The following is a 23243-nucleotide window of genomic DNA, read 5'->3' as shown; positions in this document are numbered from 1 at the left end:
GGGCTGCCGCTGTGCACGCAGAGCGAGACGATCGCCGCGTACGGTGGCGGCATCGTCCGGGACTACGACCGGTACACCGCGGGGACCGCGATGCTGGAGACGGCGGAGCGGTTCACCGACCACGAGGGCGAGCCGGCGGTCCAGCAGTACCTCCTCCTCGTGGGCGGGCTGCGGACGCTCGCCAACGGGGAGCACCTCCCGCACCTCGTGCTGGACGCCTTCCTGCTGCGGTCGCTCGCGGTGAACGGCTACGCACCGAGCTTCGACGACTGCGCACGGTGCGGAATGCCCGGTCCGAACCGGTTCTTCTCGGTCGGCGCGGGCGGAGTGATATGCGGGGAGTGCCGAGTGCCCGGCAGCGTCGTACCCTCCTCTGAGTCGATCGCGCTGCTCAGCGCGTTGCTGACGGGGGACTGGCGGACGGCGGACGCGGCCGAGGCCAGGCACGTCCGGGAGGGCAGCGGGCTGGTCGCGGCGTATCTGCAGTGGCATCTGGAGCGGGGACTGCGCTCGCTCCGCTACGTAGAGAAGTAACCACCGAAGCTCCACCCAAGAGCTGACCTCTAGAGCTAGGAGACGTGGCACGCATGGCACGACGTGGGATTCTGGGCCGTTCGCGGCGGGAGTACCAGGCGCCGGAGCCGCACCCGTCCGGTGCGCGGCCGCCGAAGATCCCCGGTGAGCTGGTCCCCGAGCACGTGGCCATCGTGATGGACGGCAACGGGCGCTGGGCCAAGGAGCGCGGGCTGCCCCGCACCGAGGGGCACAAGGTCGGCGCCGAGCAGGTGCTGGACGTGCTGCAGGGCGCGATCGAGATGGGCGTGCAGGCCGTCTCGCTGTACGCCTTCTCCACCGAGAACTGGAAGCGGTCGCCGGACGAGGTGCGCTTCCTGATGAACTTCAACCGGGACTTCATCCGCAAGTCCCGCGACCAGCTCGACGCGCTCGGCATCCGGGTCCGCTGGGTGGGCCGGATGCCCAAGCTGTGGCGGTCCGTGGCCAAGGAGCTGCAGGTCGCGCAGGAGCAGACCAAGGACAACGACAAGCTGACGCTGTACTTCTGCATGAACTACGGCGGCCGCGCGGAGATCGCGGACGCGGCACAGGCGCTGGCCGAGGACGTGAAGGCGGGCCGGCTGGACCCGTCGAAGGTCAGCGAGAAGACCTTCGCGAAGTACCTGTACTACCCGGACATGCCGGACGTGGACATGTTCCTGCGGCCCTCGGGCGAGCAGCGCACGTCGAACTACCTGATCTGGCAGAGCGCGTACGCGGAGATGGTCTTCCAGGACGTGCTGTGGCCGGACTTCGACCGGCGGAACCTGTGGGACGCGTGCATGGAGTACGCCAAGCGGGACCGGCGCTTCGGCGGCGCCATGCCGAACGAGGTCACCGCGCCCGCGCAGGGTGACGCGCAGCAGCAGGACGCCGCGCAGCAGGGCTGAGCGGACGCAGAAGGGCCCGGGAACCGCCGCTGCGGCTTCCCGGGCCCTTCGCGTCTTCCGGCGCCTCTCAGGACGCTCCCGCGGCCTTCGCGCAGTCGCCGCACGTGCCGAAGATCTCGATCGTGTGCGCGACGTCGCTGAAGCCGTGCTCCGCCGCGATCTGATCGGCCCACTTCTCCACCGCAGGGCCGTCGACCTCGACCGCCTTGCCGCAGGACCGGCACACCAGGTGGTGGTGGTGCTCGTCCGTGCTGCACCGGCGGTAGACGGCCTCGCCCTCGCTGGTGCGCAGCACGTCCACCTCGCCGGCGTCGGCCAGCGACTGGAGCGTGCGGTAGACCGTGGTGAGCCCCACCGAGTCGCCCCGGTGCTTGAGCATGTCGTGCAGTTCCTGCGCGCTGCGGAACTCGTCGACCTCGTCGAGAGCCGCGGCCACGGCGGCCCGCTGCCGCGTCGACCGGCCGCGCACCGGAGATCCCGCGCTCGTCGCCACCGTTGCCTCCCTTAGGCGTAGAACATCCCCCTGCGGAACGTCCGGCCATTGTGCCAGGTGATGACCGGAAGCCGGGTGGGACGCTTACACCGTCCCGCGACTACACCCGCACGCCGACGTCGTCGGCGGGAGGCCGCGCACCTGGTACCTCCAGGGTGCACCCCTGCTCGTCCCGTACGGCAGCCCGCGCGCGCCTTTTCGCCAGTGGCGCGGCGACCAGCGAGAAGACCGCGAACACCGCGATGGCCAGCAGCACGATGCTCGCACCCGGCGGCACGTCCACGTAGAACGACACGGCCGTACCGGACAGCGTGACGAGCACGCCGATCGCCACCGCGATGGCGAGGGTCGCCGCGAAGCCGCGGGTGGCCTGCTGGGCTGCCGCGACCGGCACCACCAGCAGCGCGCTGACCAGCAGCAGGCCGACGGCGCGCATGGCGACGGTGACGGTGACCGCGGCGGTGACCGCGAGCAGGAGGTTCAGTACGCGTACGGGCAGGCCGGTGACGCGCGCGAACTCCTCGTCCTGGCAGATCGCGAAGAGCTGGCGGCGCAGCCCCAGCGTGATCACCAGGACGAAGGCCGCGAGGATCGCGGTGACCGTGACGTCCTCGGGGGAGACGCTGGTGATCGAGCCGAAGAGGTAGCTGGTCAGGTTCGCGGTCGAGCCGCCCGGCGCGAGGTTGATGATCAGTACGCCGCCGGCCATGCCGCCGTAGAAGAGCATGGCGAGCGCGATGTCGCCGCGGGTCTTGCCGTACGACCGGACCAGCTCCATGATCACCGCGCCGACCGTGGCGACCAGCACGGCCATCCACACCGGCGAGGTGTGGAGCAGGACGCCGAGCGCGACGCCGGTCAGCGCGACGTGGCCGATGCCGTCGCCCATGATCGCCTGGCGGCGCTGTACGAGATAGATGCCGACGGCGGGCGCGGTGATGCCGACCAGAGCCGCGGCGATCAGCGCCCGCTGCATGAAGGCGTAGGTGAGGATGTCCATCTCAGGTCAGCAGTCCTGTCCGGGCGGGCTCGTGCGCCGCGTCCGCGTGCGGGTGTACATGATCGTGGCCGGGCAGCGCGTGCTGGCCCACGGCCTCCGGGGGCGGGCCGTCGTGGACGACGCAGCCGTCCCGCAGCACCACGGCGCGGTCGATGAGCGGCTCCAGGGGGCCCAGCTCGTGCAGGACGAGCAGGACCGTGGCGCCGGCCTCGACCTGCGCGCGCAGCGTCTGCGCCAGCACCTCCTGGCTGGCGAGGTCCACGCCCGCCATCGGCTCGTCCATGATCAGCAGCTCGGGCTCGGAGACCAGCGCGCGGGCGATCAGCACGCGCTGGTGCTGGCCGCCGGAGAGCGCGCCGACCGAGTCCTTCGCGCGGTCGGCCATCCCGACCTGCTCCAGCGCCGCCATGACGGCCGCGCGGTCGGCCTTGCCCGGCCACTTCAGCTTCGTACGGGCCAGCCGGCCGGCCGCCACGACCTCGCGGACCGTTGCGGGCACCCCGCCGGCCGCGGTGGTGCGCTGCGGTACGTAACCGATCCGCGCCCAGTCCTTGAAGCGGCGCGCGGGCGTGCCGAACAGCTCCAGCTCGCCGGTGCTGAGCGGGACCTGGCCGACCACGGCGCGGACGGCGGTGGACTTGCCGGAGCCGTTGGCGCCGAGCAGCGCGACGACCTCGCCGCGGCGCACGGTCAGGTCGATGCCGCGCAGCACGGGGCGGGCCCCCAGCGCGGCGTGCGCGCCGCGCAGCGAGACGACGGCCGGTGGCTCGTCCGTACCGCTCATGGCAGCTCCTTCGGTGGATCGGCCGGTCACTTGGCGCCCAGTGCCTTCTGGAGCGCCTTGAGGTTGGACTCCATGACCGAGAGGTAGTCGTCGCCCCGCGACTTCTTCGTGATGCCCTCGATGGGGTCGAGCACGTCCGTCTTGGCGTGCACGTCCTTGGCCAGCGTCTTCGCCATGTCGGGGCTGGTCAGCGTCTCGAAGAAGACGGTGTGCACGTCGTGCTTCTTCGCCAGCGCCTGGAGCTCCTTCACGCGGCTGCCGCTGACGTCGGTGGCCTCCGGGTCCAGGCCGCTGATGGCCTCCTCGGTGAGGCCGTAGCGCTCGGCGAGGTAGCCGAAGGCGGCGTGGGTGGTGATGAAGGTGTCCGACTTCCGGTTCTTCAGGCCGTCCTTGTACTCCTGGTCCAGCTCGTCCAGCTGCTTCACCAGGGCCGCGGTGTTCTTCTCGTAGTCGGCCTTGTGCGCGGGGTCGGCGGCGGCGAAGGTCTTGCCGACGCCCTTGGCGGCCTCGGCGTACTTCACGGGGTCCAGCCAGATGTGCGGGTCGAGGCCGGACTCGTCGCCGTGGTCGTGGCCCGCGTGGCCGTGCTCCTCATGGCCGTGGCCGCCGACCTCGGCGCCGTGGCTCTCCAGGGTGGTGAAGGAGGCGGCGTCGGCGGTGTGCTTGACCCCGGACTGCTTGACGGCCTCGTCCACGGCGGGCTGGACGCCCTTGAGGTAGACGATCGCGTCGGACTCGCCGAGCTGGGCGGTCTGCTTGGGGCTCAGCTCCAGGTCGTGCGGCTCGGTGCCCGGGGAGGTCAGGCTGGTGACCGAGACGTGCTTGCCGCCGATCTTCTCGGCGAGGAACTGCATCGGGTAGAAGGACGCCGTCACGGCGAGCTTGCCGTCCTCCTTGCCCGCGGCACCGGAGGTGGAGCAGGCGGAGACGGCGAGAAGGCCCAGGACAGCGGAGCCGGCGAGGGCCGCGGCGGATATTCGACGGCGTACGTTCATGACAGTCATTTTCAACTAGACTGGAAACGATTGTCAACAAACCAGGTGAGAGGGGGACAGCGGCGGGAACCGATTTGATCCGGGGGGCATGGCCGCCGGTAACCTGAAGCATTCGCCCGCCCGTCTCCCGACCAGCAACCCCAAGGAGGCGCCAGGGCGCCGCTCCTATTAATCGTTCGTCGTCGCAATGAAGAGAGCACCGTGGCCGCCGACAAGATCGACACCATCGTCAGCCTGAGCAAGCGCCGTGGCTTCGTCTACCCGTGCAGTGAGATCTACGGCGGTCAGCGCGCCGCCTGGGACTACGGTCCGCTCGGCGTGGAGCTCAAGGAGAACATCAAGCGTCAGTGGTGGCGCAACATGGTCACCTCCCGCGACGACGTGGTCGGTCTCGACTCGTCGGTCATCCTGGCCCCGGAGGTCTGGGTGGCGTCGGGCCACGTGGCGACCTTCACCGACCCGCTGACCGAGTGCACCTCCTGCCACAAGCGGTTCCGCGCCGACCACCTCGAAGAGGCCTACGAGGCCAAGCACGGGCACCTGCCGGCCAACGGCATGGCCGACATCAACTGCCCGCACTGTGGCAACAAGGGCGGCTTCACCGAGCCCAAGCAGTTCTCCGGCCTGCTCTCCACGCACCTCGGCCCGACCCAGGACTCCGGCTCGGTCGCGTACCTCCGCCCCGAGACCGCCCAGGGCATCTTCACCAACTTCGCGCAGGTGCAGCAGACCTCGCGCAAGAAGCCCCCGTTCGGCATCGCCCAGATGGGCAAGTCCTTCCGGAACGAGATCACGCCGGGCAACTTCATCTTCCGGACCCGCGAGTTCGAGCAGATGGAGATGGAGTTCTTCGTCAAGCCGGGCGAGGACGAGACGTGGCACGAGTACTGGATGGAGCAGCGCTGGAACTGGTACCGCGACCTGGGCCTGCGCGAGGAGAACATCCGGTGGTACGAGCACCCCAAGGAGAAGCTCTCCCACTACTCCAAGCGCACCGCTGACATCGAGTACCGCTTCCAGTTCGGCGGCTCGGAGTGGGGCGAGCTGGAGGGTGTCGCCAACCGCACCGACTACGACCTCTCCTCGCACTCCAAGGCGTCCGGCCAGGACCTGTCGTACTTCGACCAGGAGGCCGGCGAGCGCTACACCCCGTACGTCATCGAGCCCGCGGCCGGCGTCGGCCGGGCGATGCTCGCCTTCATGCTCGACGCGTACATCGAGGACGAGGCGCCCAACGCCAAGGGCAAGATGGAGAAGCGCACCGTGCTGCGCCTTGACCCGCGCCTGTCGCCGGTCAAGGTCGCCGTCCTGCCGCTGTCCCGGAACCCGCAGCTGTCCCCGAAGGCCAAGGGCCTCGCGGCGGACCTGCGCAAGCACTGGAACATCGAGTTCGACGACGCGGGCGCCATCGGCCGCCGCTACCGCCGCCAGGACGAGATCGGCACGCCGTTCTGCGTCACCGTCGACTTCGACACCCTGGACGACAACGCGGTCACCGTGCGCGAGCGCGACACGATGAAGCAGGAGCGGGTGTCCCTGGACCAGATCCAGGCCTACCTGGGCGGGCGTCTGCTGGGCTGCTGACGCAGCGGACCGATCGCACGGTTCCCCGCGCCCCCGACGGGCGCGGGGAACTCGCATGAGGGGGAGGACAATGCAGGTCGGGCCGGTCATTCACCGGTACTCCGCCACCGACGCCGACGGGCGGGCCTTCTCCGTCGAGGTGCAGCGGGACTTCCGGTACGAGCCGTTCCGGGACTTCATGCTGTGCACGCACTGCGACTGGGACGAGACGCCCCGGATGTTCCAGGGCGGCCAGGAGACGGTCCAGGCGCACCTGGCCCAGGCGCACGGCGCCGACCGGGGCTTCACCGGCAGCGCGGACGAGGGCTGGAGCCGGTCCCGGCGCATCGTCGGCCCGGTCCTCCTGCTGCTCGTCATCGTGCTGGTGGCCGTGGTGCAGATCATGCGCTGAGGACCGGGCGCCGCCGCCGTCCCGCGCGGCTCAGGCCCGCAGTCCGCGCAGGACCAGGTCGCACACCGCCGCGAACTCGTCCTCGATCGCGGGCCGTTGCCACTCCCCGGCGTGGCACGGGTCGTGGAAGCGCGCGGTGGCGTCGAAGACGGCACGTGCCGTGGTCTCCGCGTCCGGGGCGGCCGCGAACGTCCCCTGCGCGATGCCGTCCGCGACGATCCGGGTGAGCTGCCGGACCAGTACGCCGATGTGGGCGTCCACCACCCCGGCCGCCTCCGACGTCAGGACCAGGTACGTCGCGAAGAGCTCGGGGTCGTCGCCCGCCTTCCGCCGCTTCGCGGCGAAGAGCGCGTCCAGCCACCGCGTCAGCCGCTCGGCGGGCGGGACCGCGGCGTCCTGCGCGATCCCGTCGAGCTCGCCGGTCGTACGGTCCAGCCATCGGCCCGTGACCGCCTCGCGCAGCGCGGCCTTGGTGGGGAAGTGGCGGTAGACGCTGCCGTGGCTGACGCCCAGCGCCCGTGCCACGTCCACCACCGTGGCCTTGGCCTGGCCGTGCCTGCGCAGCACCTCCTCGGTGGCCAGGAGGATGCGTTCGCGGGTCAGCGGCTCAGGCGGCATGGGAGGGTCGGGCCTTCCGGGTCGGGCGACGGGCGGGGTGCCGTGCTACGGACGGTATCCGACGCGCCGGTCGCCGCCGGCAGCGGTCAGCGCTCGCTGTCCAGGTGCGCCATCTGGTTCGCCGGGTACCGGTCGCCCGCCGCGGCGCCCGGCGGCACCGCCCGCTCGATCGCTGCCAGGTCGCCGTCGTCCAGCGTGACGTCCAGTGCGCCCAGCGCCTCGGACAGCCGCTCGCGGGTGCGGGCGCCGACCAGCGGGACGATGTCCTCGCCGCGCGCGAGCACCCAGGCGATCGCGGTCTGCGCGACCGAGACGCCCTTCCGCTCCGCGATCTCCCGCAGGGCCTCGACCAGGCCGAGGTTGTGGTCGAGGTTGGCGCCCTGGAAGCGCGGGCTCATGCCGCGGAAGTCGTTCGCTGCCAGCTGCCGGTCCCGGCCGAAGTGCCCGCTGATCAGGCCGCGGGAGAGCACGCCGTACGCGGTGATCCCGATGCCCAGCTCGCGGGCCGTGGGCAGGATCTCCTCCTCGATGCCGCGCGAGATCAGGGAGTACTCGATCTGGAGGTCGGAAATCGGGGCAACGGCCGCCGCCCGGCGCAGCGTCTCCGCGCCCACCTCGGACAGGCCGATGTGGCGTACGTGTCCGGCCTCGACCAGCTCGGCGATGGCGCCGACGGTCTCCTCGACCGGTACGTCGGGGTCCAGGCGGGCGATGCGGTAGATGTCGATGTGGTCGGTGCCGAGGCGCTGGAGGGAGTACGCGGCGAAGTTCTTCACCGCGTCCGGACGGCCGTCGTAGCCGGTGAAGGCGCCTTCGACCGTGCGCAGGGCGCCGAACTTCACGCTGGTCAGGACGTTCTCGCGGGCGTGGGCCGGCGCGCTGCGCAGCGCTTCGTTGATGAGCAGTTCGTTGTGGCCCATGCCGTAGAAGTCGCCGGTGTCCAGGAGGGTGATCCCGGCGTCCAGTGCCGCGTGAATGGTGGCGATCGACTCGGTGCGGTCGGTGTCGCCGTAGAGCGCGGACATGCCCATGCAGCCGAGGCCGAGGGCGGAGGTCTGGGGGCCGGTGGTGCCGAGTGTGCGCGTCTGCATGGTGCCACCGTCGCATGACAGCTGACAGATTTCAATAGCTGTCAGCTGTCATGCGTAGGTGTGGCGCGCATCCCGGCCGCTCGCGCAGCCGCCCGGTCGCGTGGTGGGCCGGTCCCGCGGCCGGCCGCTCGCGCAGCGCCCGGCCCGTTTCGTCGTCCGGTCGTGTCGGTGCCTCAGGACAGGGCGCGGGGCAGGCGCAGCGACAGTCCCGTCATCGCCAGCAGGCCCGCGAACTGCACGGCGAGCGCGGCCAGCAGCGCGCCCCTGACACCCGCCGACGGCACGAGGCCCAGGTACACCGAGCCGATCGTCGCGACGCCGAGCGCCAGGCAGGTCTGCTGGGCCGTGACCGAGAGGCCGCTGCCCGCGCCCGCCCGCTCCGGCGGCACGGCCGCCAGCATGACCCGGAAGTACGTCGGCAGCTGGAAGCCCTGGCCCGCGCCGATGACGGCCATCGCGGGCGCCAGGGAGGCCGGGCCGAGATGCGGCCAGCGGGTGAGCACGGTCGCCGCGAGCAGCGCCAGCCCCACCGCGTGCACCAGCGCACCGGCCGTCAGCACCCGGCTGCCCAGGCGCGGCACGAGGCGCGGCCCCCACACCGACGTGCCCAGGTACGTCACGCTCATCGGCACCACAGCGGCGCCCGCCACCACCGGCGACAGCCCCACGCCCTGCTGCAGCGCCACGGCGATCACGAACATGAAGCCGCCGAATCCGGCGAACAGCGGCACCGCCACCGCGAGCCCGCGCCGCAGCCCCGGCTCGCGCAGCAGCGACGGTGGCAGCAGCGGCGCCCCGCCGGCCCGCTCGGCGCGCCGCTCGACCATGTAGAACGCCCAGGCCAGCAGGGGTGCCGCGGCCAGCAGCAGCCAGGACCACAGCGGGCCGCCGGCCGCCCGGCCCTCGGTCAGCGGCAGCAGCAGCGCGACCAGCGCGAGCGCGAAGAGCACGGTGCCCGCCCGGTCGCTCCGGGACGGGCGTGCGGCCCGGCTGTCCGGTACCGAGAACCGGCCCAGCAGCAGCACGGCCGCCACCACCGGCACGTTCACCAGGAAGATCGCGCGCCAGCCGGTGCCCAGCAGGTCGGCCGCGACCAGCACCCCGCCGAGCAGCTGCCCGGCCACCCCGGCGACGCCGCCCGTCGCGCCGTACAGGCCGAGCGCCCGGCCGCGCCGGGCACTGGACGTGGTCGCGTGGATGGTGGCCAGCACCTGCGGCAGCATCACGGCGGAGGCGGCGCCCTGCGCGGCGCGCGCGGCCACCAGCGTCCAGGCGTCCGGCGCCAGCCCGCAGGCCAGCGAGGTCAGGCCGAAGCCGGCCGCGCCCCACAGGAAGAGCCGCCGCCGGCCGTAGGTGTCGCCGAGCCGGCCGCCGAGGACGAGCAGCACGGCGTACGCCATGGCGTAGGCGGCCGCGACCATCTCCAGGACGGCGGGCCCGGCCCGCAGGTCCCGGCCGATGGACGGCAGGGCGACATTGACGATGAAGAAGTCGGTCATGGGCAGCGCGGCGCCCAGCAGCAGGGTGGCCAGGCCGAGCGCGGTGAGCCGGGCGGCGGGCTGGGCCCCGCCGGGCGCCGGGCCGCGGCCGGTGGCGGCCGGGCCCTGGGTGCCCGTCGAGGAGGTCGTCGTGCGGGTCGTCGTAGTCGTCGTCGTGGTGGTCACACTGCGACGATCCGGGAACGCTCAGCCGGGTACCAGAGTGTGCTCATCCTGGTACGGGCACCACCTGGCAACCGGCTCCGCGGTGCGCCACGCTGGGAGCATGAACGTCACCGCGACCTCAGCGCCCGCCCGCAGCGCCGCCGACGTGCGCCGGCACGAGCTGGCCGCGTTCCTGCGCAGCCGCCGCGAACGCATCCCGCCCGAGCGGGTCGGCCTGCCGCGCGGCCCCCGCCGCCGCACGCCCGGGCTGCGCCGCGAGGAGGTCGCACAGCTCGCCGCCGTCGGAGTCACCTGGTACACCTGGCTCGAACAGGCCAGGGACATCCACGTCTCGGCGCAGGTGCTGGACGCGGTCGCACGGGCGCTGCTGCTGGACGCCAGCGAGCGCGCGCACCTCTTCGCGCTCGCCGGCACCGCCGATCCGGCGCCGGGCGGCGAATGCGCGGTGGTCTCGCCGGAGCTGCGGCAGGTGCTCGCGCAGCTGGAGCCGTTCCCGGCGTGCGTGCAGAACCGCCGGTACGACATCCTCGCGTACAACCGCACGTACGGGCGGCTGCTGACCGACCTCGACGCGCTGGAGCCGCAGGACCGCAACTGCCTGTGGCTCACCTTCACGCACCCCGGGTGGCGGGCCGCCGTGCCGCACCTGGACGAGACGATGAGCCAGATGACGGCCCGCTTCCGCGCGGCGATGGCCGAGCACGTCGCGGAGCCCGCGTGGAAGGCGCTGCTCAAGCGGCTCCAGCGGGCCTCGCCGGAGTTCCGCGAGATCTGGGAGCGGCACGAGGTGCTGTGCGCCCGCGCGAAGACCAAGACCTTCGACAACGCGGACGTGGGGCTGGTGCGGGTGAGCAACACCCCGCTCTACCTCGGCGCCCGTGAGGGCTTCCGGGTGACGGTGTACACCCCGCGGGACGAGGTCTCACGGGAACGGCTGGTCCGGCTCCAGGAGCTGGCGGAGGCGGGGGAGAGCGGGGAGGCGGCCGGCGGGTAGCCGCTGGACCAGGCTTTCAGCTGCTCTGACGGCCGCCCGCCGGAGCGCGGGTCAGCCGGGGCCGCTCGGCCGGTCGGCTGCTCTGGCGGCTTCCGCTAGCCGGTCAGCTGGTCTGGCGGCTGCCCGCCGGCCGGTCGCCCACCGGGGCCGGGCCGTCGTCCAGCCGGCGGGCGGCCCGGCGGGCCGTCTCGCGGGCCCAGCGGCCGCTGGTCAGCGCGCCGACCGCGAACACCACGACACCGCAGCCGGTGATGATCCACCAGGCTGGGCGGCTGGCCTCGGCGAAGCGGTCGGTGGCGGCCGCGGCACCGGCGCCGCTCGCCAGCACCGCCCCGATCACGGCCACGCCCAGCGACTGGCCCACCTGGCGGCTGGTGGAGGCCACGGCGGCCGCGACCCCGGCCTGCGCCCGCGGCATCCCGGACACGGCGGTGTTGGTGATCGGCGCGTTGACCAGGCCGAAGCCGATGCCGAAGAGCACGTAACCGGTGAACAGCAGCGGCGTACTCGCCTCCGCCTCGAAGCCCGCGAAGAGGACGCCGCTGATCACCATCCCGGTACCGGCCAGCAGCAGCGGCAGCCGGGGCCCCCGCGCTCCCACCAGCCGCCCGGACAGCGGCGCGAAGACCAGCGTCATCGCCGCCATCGGCAGCATGTACAGGCCCGCGTGCAGCGCCGACAGGCCGCGCACGTCCTGGAGGTAGAGCGTGTTGACGAAGAGGAAGCCGCCGAGCGCGGCGAAGGCGCTCACGGCTATCACGGTCGCGCCGCTGAACGGGGCGCTGCGGAAGAAGCGCAGCTCGATCAGCGGCTCGGTGCGCCGCCGCTCGTAACCGATCAGCGCGACGAGGGACAGCACGGCAAGCGCCGTGCAGCCCAGGATCAGCGGCGAGCCCCAGCCCGCGTCGGGCGCTTCGATGATCGCGTACGTCAGCGACCCCAGCAGCACGATGACCAGCAGCTGGCCCACGGGGTCGGGGCGGCGCGGGTGGGGCGCGCGGGAGTGCGGGACGTAGCGCATGGTCAGGAAGAGCGCGAGCAGGCCGATGGGGATGTTGATCCAGAAGATCGCCCGCCAGTCGACGGCCTCCACGAGCAGCCCGCCGACCACCGGCCCGGCGGCCATGCTGAGCCCGACAACGCCGCCCCACACGCCGATCGCCCGGGCCCGCTCGCGCGGCTCGGTGAAGGTGTTGGTGATGATCGACATCGCCACGGGGTTGAGCATCGAGCCGCCCACCGCCTGCACCATCCGGAACGCCACCAGCCACGGCAGGCTCGGCGCCAGGCTGCACAGCAGCGACCCGAGGGTGAAGACGACCAGCCCGGCCTGGAAGACCCGGCGGCGGCCCAGCCGGTCCGCGGTCGAGCCGGCCAGCATCAGCAGCGACGCGAGGACGAGCGTGTAGGCGTCGATCGTCCACTGCATGCCGGAGACGGAGGCGTGCAGGTCGGCGCGGAGCGAGGGCAGGGCGACGTTCAGGACGGTGTTGTCCAGGCTGACGATCAGCAGGCTCATGCAGCAGATCGCCAGCACCAGCATCCGCCGCCGGTGGGGGAGCTCGGGCATGCTTGAACGTTACAACGATTCCCTGTGCGCGGCCGGACGGCTGCGAGCGGCGGCCCGCCGCAGCCGTTGCCGCCGTTGCCGACCGCGCGCCGTCGTGGCTGGTCGCGCGGTTCCCCGCGCCCCCGGCGGGGCGCGGTCGGCCGCCGGGCCGACCCGCTCGCGGGGTGCGCGACAATGGGAGACCGCACTCGTCCGCGTAACCGTCGAAGGAATCCGCTCACATGTCCTCGCTGCAGATCGGCCCGCACAGCGTGCAGCCCCCGGTGGTCCTCGCGCCGATGGCCGGGATCACCAACGCCCCCTTCCGGACCCTGTGCCGGGAGTTCTCGGGCGGCAAGGGCCTCTTCGTCAGCGAGATGATCACCACGCGGGCGCTGGTCGAGCGCAACGAGAAGACCATGCAGCTGATCCACTTCGACGCGAGCGAGAAGCCCCGCTCGATCCAGCTGTACGGCGTCGACCCGGACACCGTCGGCAAGGCCGTCCGCATGATCGCGGACGAGGACCTGGCCGACCACATCGACCTGAACTTCGGCTGCCCGGTCCCGAAGGTGACCCGCAAGGGCGGCGGCTCGGCCCTCCCGTACAAGCGCAACCTGCTCCGCTCGATCCTCCGCGAGGCGGTCGGCAACGCCGGATCGCTGCCGGTCACGATCAAGATGCGCAAGGGCATCGACGACGACCACATCACCTACCTCGACGCGGGCCGGATCGCCGTCGAGGAGGGCGTGACGGCGGTCGCGCTGCACGGCCGCACCGCCGCCCAGCACTACGGCGGCACCGCCGACTGGGACGCCATCGCGCGCCTGAAGGAGCACGTCGGCGCGGTCAGCGACATCCCCGTGCTCGGCAACGGCGACATCTGGTCCGCCGACGACGCGGTACGGATGATGCGCGAGACCGGCTGCGACGGCGTCGTCGTGGGCCGCGGCTGCCTCGGCCGCCCGTGGCTCTTCGGCGACCTGGTGGCCGCCTTCGAGGGCCGCCCCGAGGACTACGCCCGGCCCACCATGAAGGAGGTCGCGGACGTCATGCTCCGGCACGCCACCCTCCTCGGCGAGTGGCTGGGCGACGAGGCCCGCGGCGTGATCGACTTCCGCAAGCACGTGGCCTGGTACACCAAGGGCTTCTCGGTCGGCTCCGAGATGCGCCGCAAGCTCGCCGTCTCCTCCTCGCTGGAAGAGCTCTCCGAGCACCTCTCCGCGCTCGACCTCGACCAGCCCTGGCCGGCCGGCGCCGACGGTCCCCGCGGCCGCACCTCGGGCCGCAACAAGGTCGTCCTCCCGGACGGCTGGCTGGACGATCCGTACGACTGCGCGGGCGTCACCGCGGACGCGGAACTGGACACGTCGGGCGGCTGACCGGCCCGGCCGCACCGCCGTGCCCACCGCCGCCGCGCCTGCCGCTGCTGCGCCTACCGCCGCCCCAGCGGGATCTGCTGCAGGTCCTCGCCCGCGATCACCCGGCCGGAGAAGCCCTTGCCCGCGCGGCGGCGCCACTCCGCCGAGGAGACGTCCCTGGGGTCGGAGGGGCAGATGTGGCTGAGGACCAGGGTGTCCACGCCCGCGGCCTCGGCGAGCGGGCCGACCTCCGTGACGTCGGTGTGCGACTGCAGCATGTGGTCCAGGTACGCGGGCGGCAGCCCGGCCGCGCGGTAGAAGTCCGCGTCCATCACCTCGTGCACCAGGAGGTCGGCGCCGCGGGCGAGGCGTACGACGTTGTCGTGCCGCACCGTGTCGCCGGAGAACACCACCGACCCGTGCGCCGTGTCGAAGCGGAACGCGTACGACGGGAACACCGGCCCGTGGTCCACCAGGATCGCCGTCACCCGCACCGTTCCGTCGTCCGTCACCTCGAAGGGCTCCATCGGCGGCGCGGTCGGGCCGAGCGGATGCGCGCCCGTACCCTCCGGCAGCTCGATCTCATGGGTGCGGATCAGCGTGCGGGGATCGGCGATGCCGGAGTCCCGGATGAAGACATTGGTGCTGTACGCGAACGCCTCGATCTGCTTCTCCGTCAGCCGCTTCAGGCCGGGCGTGGGGTGGTGCGGGGCGACGACCGGCGGGTCGTCGTTGTCGAAGGCGGGCGGCAAGGCACCGGCCGGACCCGGCCCGTACACGTCCACCGGCTTCGTGATCAGGTCGTCCTCGTCGTTGGAGAGCTGCGCGCCGAGCAGGAAGAAGTTGTAGTAGTCGGCGATGTGGTCCGCGTGCAGATGGGTCAGGAAGATCGACTTCAGGACGGCCAGCTTCAGCCCGGCCAGCCCGTACTGCGTCACGGCCGAACGCCCGCAGTCGATCACGTACGTACGGCCGTCCACGACGAGCGCGCTGGCGATGCCGCGCCGGGACGCCTCCGGGGGCGGGCCCGCCGACGTACCGAGCAGGACGAGGCGGGGGCCGTCGAGCGGGCGCACGCGGGGCGCGGCGGAAGCGGCGGGCGCCGCTCCCAGGGCCGCGGTGCCGCCGGCGAGCGTGGCGGCGCCGGTGGCGGCGAGCAGACGGCGGCGGGAGACGGGCTGTTCGGGCATGGCGGCTCCTCGGGACGGGGGCGGGGCGGTGCGGTGACCGGGGATCAGGGGGCGTCGTCGGTCGCGCAGGTGCCGATGGCGGCGTACGCGGCGGGGCGGGCGACGCGCAGGAAGCAGGCCCAGGCGAGGCCCAGGACGGCGGCGGCCAGGACCAGGCAGGGCAGGATCCAGCGCAGCGGATTGCCGGGGCCGACGCCCAGCTGGACGCTGAAGTTGGTGAGCGCGAGGTAGAAGATCACCGCGAGGGCCACGGCGGAGAGTGCGGGCGCGACCAGCCGCTGCCACAGTCCCTCGCCCGTGCTGCTGCCGGCGCGGCGCGCGAAGTAGCAGATCACCGCCACCGACGTGACGAGCAGCAGCAGGATGACGCCCAGCGCGCCGAGGTTGGTGAGCCAGGTGAAGACGTCGTCCACCGGGTCGCGCCCGGCCAGCGCGAAGAGGACGGTCACGGCGACCGTCACCGCGGTCTGTACGAGCGAGCCGCGCGCGGGGGAGGCGTACCGGGGATGCAGTGCGCCGAGCCCGTGCGGCAGTACGCCCTCCCGGCCGAGGGAACGCACGTAGCGGGCCACCGCGTTGTGGAAGGAGAGCAGCGCGGCGAGCAGGGAGGTGATCAGGAAGAGTTGCGCGAGGTCGGAGAAGAGCGGACCGAGGCTGACCGTGCCCAGCGCGAACATCATCTCCGGGCCGTGCGCGGCGGCGTACCGCACCGCGCGCCCGTTCCCGGCGCCGCTGATCATCGCCCAGGCGGTGACGGCGTAGAAGAGGCCGATGAGCGCGACCGCGGTATAGGTCGCGCGCCCGACGGTCCGCCGCGGGTCCTTGCACTCCTCGCCGTACAGCGCCGCCGACTCGAAGCCCATGAAGGCGGCGAAGATGCAGCAGAGCGCGACGCCGAGCGCGCCGTCGGTGGCGGCGTGCCAGCTCAGCGGGGTGAGCGAGACGCCCTGCGGCGCGTGGCCGAAGGCGGCGACGTCGAAGACCACTACGGTGCCGGACTCGATGACGATGAGGACGGCGAGTACCTTGGCGCCCACGTCGATCCGCCGGTAGCCCAGCGCGCCGACCACGGCCGCAGCGGCCAGCACCAGCACCCACCAGGGGATGTCCAGGCCGGTGCGGGCCTCGAGGAAGTCGGCGGTGGTGGCGCCGAAGAGTCCGGCGATGCCGACCTGCATGGCGTTGTAGGAGACCAGTGCGACGAAGGCGGCGCCGACGCCCGCGGTGCGGCCGATGCCGTGCGCGGCGTAGGCGTAGAAGGCGCCGGCGCCGGTGATGTGCCGGCTCATCGCCGCGTAGCCCGCGCTGAAGACCGCCAGCAGCAGCGCGATGAGCAGGTAGAGCAGCGGGATGCCGAGGACGCCGGTGACGCCGAGGGACTGCGGGATGCCGCCGGCCGCGACGGTGAGCGGCGCGGAGGCGGCGATGATGAAGAAGACGATGCCGGGGACGCCGATGCGGGGCTGCGGGGGCGCGGGCGGTGCCGTGCCCGTCGGCTGGGCGGCGGGAGCGCGTGGGTCGATGGCCATGCCGGGCTCCTGGGGCGGGGATGATGGGACGCGTGCGTACGGCGCAGGCGTGCGGGCGTACGGGCGAGAGCGGATCTGGGGAGTCCGCGGGGTCGCGGATACGGCGGAAGTCCGCGGGTCGCGGATACCGCGATATCGTTTGAGCCCGTACGAATAGCGGGGTGCGCAGATCGTACGACCGCAAACGAAGCCCGGCAAGGGTGTGCACGGGTCCGGCGAGGGGCGCGGCGCCCGGCCGGGGTCCAGGAGGGTTCGGAGGAGATGCTGTGGTGACCGGTCACCGTTCCATCAGGGAGACGGAGAAGGCGGTACAGGCCAAGCTCGGCGACACGCCCATCCGGCACGCGCAGATGGCCGCGGTGGGCAACATCTACCGGGCAGCGGCGGCGGTCCGGCAGCACTTCGAGAACTCCGTGCTGCGCGGCGCCGAGCTGACCTGGACGTCGTTCGTGGTCCTGTGGGTGGTGTGGATCTGGGGGCGAGATGGAGACCCCGGCGGGTCGCCGAGGAGGCCGGCATCTCCAAGGGCACGCTCACGGGGGTCGCCCGTACGCTCCAGGGGCGCGGCCTGATGGAGCGCAGCGGGCACCCGACGGACGGCCGGCTCGCGCTGCTCTCCCTGACCCCGGCGGGCGAGGAGCTGATGGCGGAGATCTTCCCGCAGTTCAACGCGGAGGAGGCGTTCGTCACCGACGACCTGAGCGACGACGAGGCCCGCCAACTGGCCGACCTGCTCCGCCGGATCGTCGTCCGCGTCGAGACCGACGGCGAACAACGCCGCCTGGACCTCCTCAACGGCGCAGACCCCCACCCCCGCCGAAGCGGCAGACGAGCCAGGGGCTAGCGCCGCACCCTCGGGGGCCGTCACACGGGGCTGGCGCCGCACCCTCGGGGGCCGTCACACGGGGCTGGCGCCGCACACCTCGGGGGCCGCCACACGGGGCTGACCTCAAACCCCTCCGGGGGCCCCCCTCCCCCCGGAGTAGTCATTTCGGCGCGTGGCGTTGCAATGGCCCTGCGTCGCGTCGCCAGGCCCTCTGCGTCGCCAAGGCTCCCTGCAGTGGGCCCTGCGGCGACTCGTGGCGACTCCGCGTGACTACGTTTCGAGATTAGGGCGGTGCGCCTCATGCTCGCCAGACCTGTGGATAACTCGCCTGTGACACCAGCGCGTCGAACAGTCCCTGTTGGGGCGGGTCCTTGGGGGCCGTGTCCTCCGGGTGCCATTGGACTGCGGTGAACCAGGCGCGGGCATCGGGGAGTTCGAGGGCTTCTATCGTGCCGTCGGCTGCCCGGCCCGTGATCACCAGGCCGTCGCCCAGGCGGTCCACGCACTGGTGGTGGTAGCAGGACGCGTCCACCCGCTCGGTGCCCGTCGCGCGGGCCACGGCCGAGCCGGGGGTCAGCCGTACGGGGTGGACGACGTGCCGGTGCTCACGGTCCGGGCCGCCCATGTCCTGGCGCAGCGTGCCGCCCAGGGCCACGTTGACGACCTGCAGCCCGCGGCACACGGCGAGGGTGGGCAGCCCCCGCGCGAGGGCGTGCCGGGCCACCGCCAGGTCGAACGCGTCCTGCTCGGCGTCCACGTCGTACACGCTCTCGTGCACCGCCGCACCCGCCCCCTCGTACAGCCGCGGCGTCAGGTCCCCGCCGCCGGGCAGCAGCACCCCGTCGCAGCGCGCCAGCCGGGCCGCCACCTCCGCCTCGTCCACCTGCCCCTCGGGCGCGTGCGGGTGCATCATGAACGGCTCGCCGCCGGCCCGCAGTACCGCGTCGGCCAGCGCCCGCGCGGTGACGACGGCCTCGTACCGGAGCGCCGAGGTGGTGGCGGAGAAGCGCTGGGGGAGGGCGATCAGCGGCCGGGCGGCAGTTCGCGCATCGGTACTCACAGCTGGATCCAGGTGGTCTTGAGTTCGGTGTACTTCTCCAGCGCGTGCGCGGACTTGTCGCGGCCGTTGCCGGACTGCTTGTAGCCCCCGAAGGGGACGGTGAGGTCGCCCTCCTCGTAGCAGTTGACCCAGACCGTGCCGGCGCGCAGGGCGCGTGAGACGGTGTGCGCGGTGCTGAGGTCGCCGGTCCACAGGCCCGCCGCCAGGCCGTACGCGGTGTCGTTGGCCAGCGCCACCGCCTCCTCGACGGTGTCGAAGGTCAGTACGGAGAGCACCGGGCCGAAGATCTCCTCGCGGGCGAGCGCCATGTCCGGCGCGACCCGGTCGAAGACGGTCGGCCGGAAGTACGTACCGCCGGGCACCGGCGCCGGGTCGAGCGGCGTGCCGCCGGTACGGAGCCGGGCCCCGGCCGCACGCCCGGCCTCGACATGCCCGAGCACGGCGTCCAGCCGGGCCGCGCCCGCCAGCGCGCCCATCTCCGTCGCCGGGTCCAGCGGATCGCCGACCCGCAGCGCCTCGGCCCGCGCGACGACTGCGTCGGTGACCCGCTCCGCGACCGAGGAGTGCACGAGGAGCCGGGAGGGCGCGGTGCACATCTCGCCCTGGTTGAAGAAGATGCCCCAGGCGGCGGTGGCGGCAGCGGCGTCCAGGTCCGGCGCGTCGGGCAGCACGATGTTGGGCGACTTGCCGCCCAGCTCCAGCCAGACCCGCTTGAGGTTGGAGTCGGCGGCGTACCGCAGGTAGTGGCGGCCCACGGCGGTGGACCCGGTGAACGCGAGTACGTCGACGTCCGGGTGCAGGCCGAGCGCGCGGCCCGCGGTAGGCCCACCGCCCGCGACGACGTTGAGCACGCCGGGCGGCACGCCCGCTTCGGCGAGCGCCTCGTCCACGAGCCGGCCCAGGAGCAGCGCCGACAGGGGCGTCAGCTCGGACGGCTTGAGCACGGCGGTGCAGCCGGCGGCCAGCGCCGGGGCGATCTTCCAGGCGGCCAGCGTGAGCGGGAAGTTCCACGGTACGACGGCGCCGACCACGCCGGCCGGCTCGCGCGTGACCAGCGCCAGCGCGCTCGGATCGGTGTGCGGCACCTCGTCGTGCAGCTTGTTGGCGAGCTGCCCGTACCAGCGGAACGTCCCTGCCAGGGCACGCAGTTCGACGCCGTAGGACTCGGCGACGGGTTTGCCGTTCTCCAGTGTGATCAGTGCCGCGATCCCGGAGCGGTGCTCTTCGACCAGATCGGCGATCCGCAGCAGGACGCGGCCCCGGTCGGCCGGTGCGAGCCGCGGCCACGGCCCGGAGTCGAACGCCCGCCGCGCCGCCGCGACCGCGAGGTCCACCTCCTTCTCACCCGCGTCGGCGACGGTGGCGAGCGTCGTACCGTCCCGCGGTGAGACGACGTCGAACACCGCCCCCGACCCGTCCTCCTCCCGGCCCCCGATCCGGTGCCGCACGGGAAGCACGAGCCTCCCGGCGGCACGCACCCAGTCCGCGTGACTGCTGTCGAGCGTGACGACGGGCGTCTGCCCCATCACGGCCTCCTTGTCGTCTGCTGGTGTTGCTGTCTGCCGGTGCTGCCGCGGCGCGGTCAGCGAGTGGTGTGGACGATCTCCCCGTCGAAGACGGTCATGGTGACGGGGAGGGCGGGGATGTCCTCCGCGGGCGTGCGGAGGAGGTCGCCGTCGAGGACGCAGAGGTCGGCGGCCTTGCCGGGTTCGAGGGAGCCCTTCCAGGTCTCGGCGAAGTCCTGGCGGGCCGCGTGCGTGGTGTAAGCGCGCAGGGCCGTACGGAGGTCGACGCACTGGTCGGGGCCGCTGGGCCGGCCGGTGGCCTTGGAGCGGCGGAGCAGCATCGAGGAGACGCCGGCGCGCCAGTCGGGGTAGGTGATCGGCGCGTCGGAGCTGGCGGTGACCGGTATGCCGGCGTCCACGGCGCTGCGTACGGGCCACTGGTACGCCGAGCGTTCCGGGCCGACGATGCCGTCCATCAGGTCGGCGATGGTGTCCTTGACGCCGGGGTTCATGTTGGCGCCCCAGCCGTGCCGGGCGAGTGTCGCGAGCGCGCGGGGCGAGGCGAAGTCGCCGTGGATGATGTAGTGGCGGGCGTCCGGGCGCGGATGGTCGAGCTGGGCGGCGGCGAAGGCGTCCACGACCGCGTCGATGCCGGCGTCGCCGGTGATGTGGACGCCGAGCTGGTGCCCCATGCGGTGTGCCTGCCGCACGATCGACGCCAGTTCCTCGACGCGTTGGCCGTCGGTGTGGCCGTGCAGGCAGAGGGCGCCGCGGCCGCCGCCGTTCGCGTACTCCTCGCTCATCCAGGCCGTACGGCTGGGCGGCACCCCGTCGGCGAAGAGCTTGACGCCGAGTACGGAGAGGAGCCGCGGGTCGGCGCCGTCGCAGAGTCCTTCGAGTGCCGCGAGGCGGTCGGCGAGGCCGGCGGCCGCGCCGCCCATTTCGAGGGGGAGGAGCAGGACGCTGACGCGGGCGCGGAGTTCGCCCTCGCGTGCCATCCGCGCGTACACCTTCAGCGTGGCGGTGTCGGCGGAGCCGAGGAAGAGGCTCTTGCCGCCGGGCCCGAGCCCCGGCTCGGTGAAGCTGGTGATGCCCTGCGCGTGGCAGACGTCGACGGCGGCCCGGATCGCGGCCTCGCGCGCCGCGTCGGTCATGGCCGGGATGACGGTGTTGACCAGCTCCTGGGCGCTCTCGCGGAGGATGCCGGTGAGCGCGCCGTCGGCCCGCCGCTCGATGACGCCGCCGGGCGGCGGTTCGGTGTCCGGCGTGATGCCCGCCGCCTCCAGGGCGCGGGAGTTGAGCCAGGCGGTGTGCCCGGAGAACTCGTACAGGAGCACCGGGTGGTCGGGGGAGACCTCGTCCAGGTCCCAGCGGGTGGGCGTGCGGGTGGCATCGGCGCGGCATTCGTCGAGGTAGCCGACGTCCCAGCCGTTGCCGAAGATCCAGCTGCCGGGCGGCTGCCGGTCCGCCTGGGCTCGTACGGCCTCCCGGATGTCCGCGAGCGAGGAGACGGCGGCGGCCGAGACGTCCACGGCGAGCGGCGGGCGGGTGGCGCCGAACGCGCAGCCGTGCAGGTGCGAGTCGTTGATGCCGGGGAGGACGGTGGCGCCGCGCAGGTCGACGACCTCCGTGCGCGGGCCGATCAGCGGGCGCAGCTCGGCGGTGGTCCCGGTGGCGGCGATGACGCCGTCGCGCACGGCGACCGCCTCGGCCGTGCGGAAGGCGGCGTCCAGGGTGAGGACGTGGCCGTCGAGGAGGACGAGGTCGGCGGGTCTGGGGGCGGGAGACGCGGGACGTACGGGGGACACGGGAGGCACGGGAAGCCCTTCCGTCGGGGTGCGTTGGGGATGCGTTCCGGGTGCGTACGGGGTCGGTCCGGGCCCGGACCGCGGCAAGTCGTTTGGGGTCAAACTTAATCCGCGGCAGGGGGTGCGGCGCAAGGGGGCGCGGGGGATTCCGTCACCCGGGCGCGGTGTCGTACGCTCCCGCGGGCGTACCCGTGACCGGTGGTGCGGAAGGGGGCCGGCCCAGCCCTGCGGACCGGCCCGGTCCGCCTGTGGAAGAGGTCCTGTGCCGCCCGGCGGAAGTGGTCCCGTCCGGCCCGTACCGCACTGGGGTCCCAGCATCTAGAGTGCTTAATCGTGGAACTCAGGCACCTCGAACACTTCGTCGCCGTGTCGGAGGAGCAGCACTTCACGCGCGCCGCCGAACGCCTGCACATCGCCCAGTCCGGGCTGTCCGCTTCCGTGCGCGCCCTGGAGCGGGAGCTCGGCGCCGACCTCTTCACGCGCACCACCCGCCGCGTCCAGCTCACCGCCGCCGGCCGCGCCTTCCTCGTGGAGGCGCGCCGCACGCTGGCCGGGGCAGCGGCGGCGCGGGAGGCGGTCGCGGCCGTACGCGGCCTGTTCACCGGCACCCTCGCCGTCGGCACCGAGCAGTGCATGGGCATCGTCGACCCGGTCTCTCTCCTCGCCGACCTGCGCGGACGCCACCCCGGCGTCGAGGTCCACATGGTGCAGTCCGGCTCGGCCCACCTGCTGGAGGAGGTCCGCGGCGGCACCCTGGACCTGGCCTTCGTGGTGTACGAGGGGCACGAGGAGGGCGTACGCATCCGGCCCCTGGCGACCGAGCCGATGATGCTGCTGTGCCGCCCGGACCACCCGCTGGTCTTCAGCGGCGAGCCGCTCGCCACGTACGGCGGCGAACCGCTGTCCGCGCAGGCGCTGGCCGGTGAGGTCTTCGTCGACCTGCACCGCGACTGGGGCGCGCGGCGCGCCGCCGACGCGCTGTTCGCCGCCGCCGGCACCCGCCGCACGGTGGCCATGGAGGTCAACGACGTCTACACGCTGCTCGACCTGGTCGCGCGGGGCATGGGCGTCGCGGTCGTACCCCGCCCGGTCACCCACAAGGACCAGGCGCGAGGGCTCGCCGCTGTGCCGCTCGACGCCGACACGGTGTGGAACGTGGGCATCGCCGTGCCCCGCAGCGGCCGCCTCTCGCCCGCTGCCCAGGCCCTCCTGGAGAGCCCGGCCATCATTGAGCACCAGCGCTGATGAATCCGATCAGTACTGGATGTTGGACGCGGTAGGGACAAAACGCCAGGGTGGACGCGGGGCGGGCAGGACAGGACCCCGCCCCGCGAACCGAGATGGCGAAAGGCTGCT

20 protein-coding genes and 1 pseudogene are annotated in these 23243 nt (G+C 72.9%); 8 read left to right on the top strand and 13 right to left on the bottom strand.

Annotation, left to right across the window (positions count from 1 at the left end; genetic code table 11):
• Both C3486_RS31890 and C3486_RS31885 read left to right on the top strand, forming a co-directional pair.
• A partial coding sequence (locus C3486_RS31890; RefSeq protein WP_103836347.1) for a DNA repair protein RecO occupies nt 1-534 on the top strand: 534 nt, incomplete at its 5' end.
• Nucleotides 535-587: 53 nt separating this feature from the next.
• Nucleotides 588-1445, top strand: coding sequence for an isoprenyl transferase (locus C3486_RS31885; protein WP_103836346.1), 858 nt, complete (start codon nt 588-590; stop codon nt 1443-1445).
• A 67-nt stretch (nt 1446-1512) separates the two neighbouring features.
• Here C3486_RS31885 and C3486_RS31880 read toward each other — a convergent pair whose 3' ends face one another.
• From C3486_RS31880 to C3486_RS31865, 4 genes are all read right to left on the bottom strand, one after another.
• The gene (locus C3486_RS31880; protein WP_103836345.1) at nt 1513-1938 is read right to left on the bottom strand and encodes a Fur family transcriptional regulator; all 426 of its coding nucleotides are present in this window, start codon (nt 1936-1938) and stop codon (nt 1513-1515) included.
• A gap of 100 nt (nt 1939-2038) precedes the next feature.
• The gene (locus tag C3486_RS31875) at nt 2039-2938 is read right to left on the bottom strand and encodes a metal ABC transporter permease (RefSeq protein WP_103836344.1); all 900 of its coding nucleotides are present in this window, start codon (nt 2936-2938) and stop codon (nt 2039-2041) included.
• Between the two features lies 1 nt (nt 2939).
• On the bottom strand, nt 2940-3722 hold the full coding sequence (locus C3486_RS31870; protein WP_103836343.1) for a metal ABC transporter ATP-binding protein: 783 nt from the start codon (nt 3720-3722) through the stop codon (nt 2940-2942).
• Nucleotides 3723-3748: 26 nt separating this feature from the next.
• Nucleotides 3749-4717: a metal ABC transporter substrate-binding protein gene (locus C3486_RS31865; protein ID WP_103836342.1), complete on the bottom strand. Its 969-nt coding sequence runs from the start codon at nt 4715-4717 to the stop codon at nt 3749-3751.
• A 201-nt stretch (nt 4718-4918) separates the two neighbouring features.
• Here C3486_RS31865 and C3486_RS31860 point away from each other — a divergent pair, with 201 nt between their 5' ends.
• Both C3486_RS31860 and C3486_RS31855 read left to right on the top strand, forming a co-directional pair.
• On the top strand, nt 4919-6301 hold the full coding sequence (locus tag C3486_RS31860; RefSeq protein ID WP_103836341.1) for a glycine--tRNA ligase: 1383 nt from the start codon (nt 4919-4921) through the stop codon (nt 6299-6301).
• 55 nt (nt 6302-6356) lie between these two features.
• Complete coding sequence (locus C3486_RS31855) at nt 6357-6692, top strand: hypothetical protein (protein WP_146075101.1); 336 nt, start codon at nt 6357-6359, stop codon at nt 6690-6692.
• 30 nt (nt 6693-6722) lie between these two features.
• On the opposite strand, the gene C3486_RS31850 is transcribed toward C3486_RS31855, so the two are convergent.
• From C3486_RS31850 to C3486_RS31840, 3 genes are all read right to left on the bottom strand, one after another.
• A complete protein-coding gene (locus tag C3486_RS31850) occupies nt 6723-7310 on the bottom strand; it encodes a TetR family transcriptional regulator (protein ID WP_103836339.1) in 588 nt (195 codons plus the stop codon).
• Nucleotides 7311-7396: 86 nt separating this feature from the next.
• Nucleotides 7397-8401 carry an aldo/keto reductase gene (locus C3486_RS31845; protein ID WP_103836338.1) on the bottom strand — a complete coding sequence of 335 codons (1005 nt, stop codon included), beginning with the start codon at nt 8399-8401 and terminating at the stop codon, nt 7397-7399.
• Between the two features lie 173 nt (nt 8402-8574).
• On the bottom strand, nt 8575-10065 hold the full coding sequence (locus C3486_RS31840; protein ID WP_103836337.1) for an MFS transporter: 1491 nt from the start codon (nt 10063-10065) through the stop codon (nt 8575-8577).
• A 100-nt stretch (nt 10066-10165) separates the two neighbouring features.
• Here C3486_RS31840 and C3486_RS31835 point away from each other — a divergent pair, with 100 nt between their 5' ends.
• Nucleotides 10166-11059: a helix-turn-helix transcriptional regulator gene (locus C3486_RS31835; protein ID WP_103836336.1), complete on the top strand. Its 894-nt coding sequence runs from the start codon at nt 10166-10168 to the stop codon at nt 11057-11059.
• Between the two features lie 103 nt (nt 11060-11162).
• Here C3486_RS31835 and C3486_RS31830 read toward each other — a convergent pair whose 3' ends face one another.
• A complete protein-coding gene (locus C3486_RS31830) occupies nt 11163-12629 on the bottom strand; it encodes an MFS transporter (RefSeq protein WP_103836335.1) in 1467 nt (488 codons plus the stop codon).
• A 221-nt stretch (nt 12630-12850) separates the two neighbouring features.
• Here C3486_RS31830 and dusB point away from each other — a divergent pair, with 221 nt between their 5' ends.
• A complete protein-coding gene (gene dusB, locus C3486_RS31825) occupies nt 12851-13990 on the top strand; it encodes a tRNA dihydrouridine synthase DusB (protein WP_103836334.1) in 1140 nt (379 codons plus the stop codon).
• 53 nt (nt 13991-14043) lie between these two features.
• Here dusB and C3486_RS31820 read toward each other — a convergent pair whose 3' ends face one another.
• Nucleotides 14044-15159, bottom strand: a complete 1116-nt coding sequence (locus tag C3486_RS31820; RefSeq protein WP_103836333.1) for an MBL fold metallo-hydrolase — start codon at nt 15157-15159, stop codon at nt 14044-14046.
• A gap of 44 nt (nt 15160-15203) precedes the next feature.
• Nucleotides 15204-16688 (bottom strand): APC family permease, encoded by a 1485-nt coding sequence (locus C3486_RS31815; protein WP_103836332.1) that lies wholly within the window; start codon nt 16686-16688, stop codon nt 15204-15206.
• A gap of 269 nt (nt 16689-16957) precedes the next feature.
• Between C3486_RS31815 and C3486_RS31810 the strand changes: the two are divergent.
• A pseudogene (locus C3486_RS31810) lies at nt 16958-17532 on the top strand (MarR family winged helix-turn-helix transcriptional regulator).
• A 280-nt stretch (nt 17533-17812) separates the two neighbouring features.
• On the opposite strand, the gene C3486_RS31805 reads toward C3486_RS31810, so the two are convergent.
• From C3486_RS31805 to C3486_RS31795, 3 genes are read right to left on the bottom strand one after another with little or no spacing between them, the layout of a single operon-like run.
• Complete coding sequence (locus C3486_RS31805; protein WP_258053116.1) at nt 17813-18574, bottom strand: gamma-glutamyl-gamma-aminobutyrate hydrolase family protein; 762 nt, start codon at nt 18572-18574, stop codon at nt 17813-17815.
• Nucleotides 18571-20100: an aldehyde dehydrogenase gene (locus tag C3486_RS31800; protein WP_103836331.1), complete on the bottom strand. Its 1530-nt coding sequence runs from the start codon at nt 20098-20100 to the stop codon at nt 18571-18573. The genes C3486_RS31805 and C3486_RS31800 overlap by 4 nt, the downstream gene beginning before the upstream one ends.
• 56 nt (nt 20101-20156) lie before the next feature.
• A complete protein-coding gene (locus C3486_RS31795) occupies nt 20157-21887 on the bottom strand; it encodes an amidohydrolase (protein ID WP_258053115.1) in 1731 nt (576 codons plus the stop codon).
• Nucleotides 21888-22220: 333 nt separating this feature from the next.
• Between C3486_RS31795 and C3486_RS31790 the strand changes: the two genes are divergently transcribed.
• A complete protein-coding gene (locus C3486_RS31790; protein ID WP_103836329.1) occupies nt 22221-23132 on the top strand; it encodes a LysR family transcriptional regulator in 912 nt (303 codons plus the stop codon).
• Nucleotides 23133-23243: the final 111 nt, after the last annotated feature.

This window comes from Streptomyces sp. Ru73, from assembly GCF_002920575.1.
Taxonomy (GTDB): Bacteria; Actinomycetota; Actinomycetes; order Streptomycetales; family Streptomycetaceae; genus Streptomyces.
This window is presented reverse-complemented; position numbering and strand designations above follow the sequence as displayed.